The organism is Psychrobacter proteolyticus (genome assembly GCF_038155145.1).
Classification (GTDB): Bacteria; Pseudomonadota; Gammaproteobacteria; order Pseudomonadales; family Moraxellaceae; genus Psychrobacter; species Psychrobacter proteolyticus_B.
This window is the reverse complement of sequence record NZ_JBAKAY010000285.1, coordinates 1-206: the sequence shown is the minus strand read 5'-3', so window position 1 is coordinate 206 and position 206 is coordinate 1. Positions and strand designations below refer to the sequence as shown.

Here is a 206-nt window from a genome sequence, read left to right as displayed (position 1 = left end):
AAGTGACATGATGCCCTATAACGATCAATTGTGCTTGGTCATCGCCGTAATCAATGCTTTGGTTGAGGATCTCATGACGATGTAGTGTATATGTCTTTAGCTTATGGCTTTGCTGTTCACAATACGAAGTTGCTTGAGACAATAGCACTCTCCCATGTGCCTTTAGCTCACAGTTGCTTAGATGCTCTTTGGATGTGATCTGTTCG

At 42.7% G+C, this 206-nt stretch carries 1 pseudogene; it reads right to left on the bottom strand.

From position 1 onward, the window contains the following. A pseudogene (locus tag V6252_RS13840) lies at positions 1–206 on the bottom strand (universal stress protein); the annotation flags it as partial.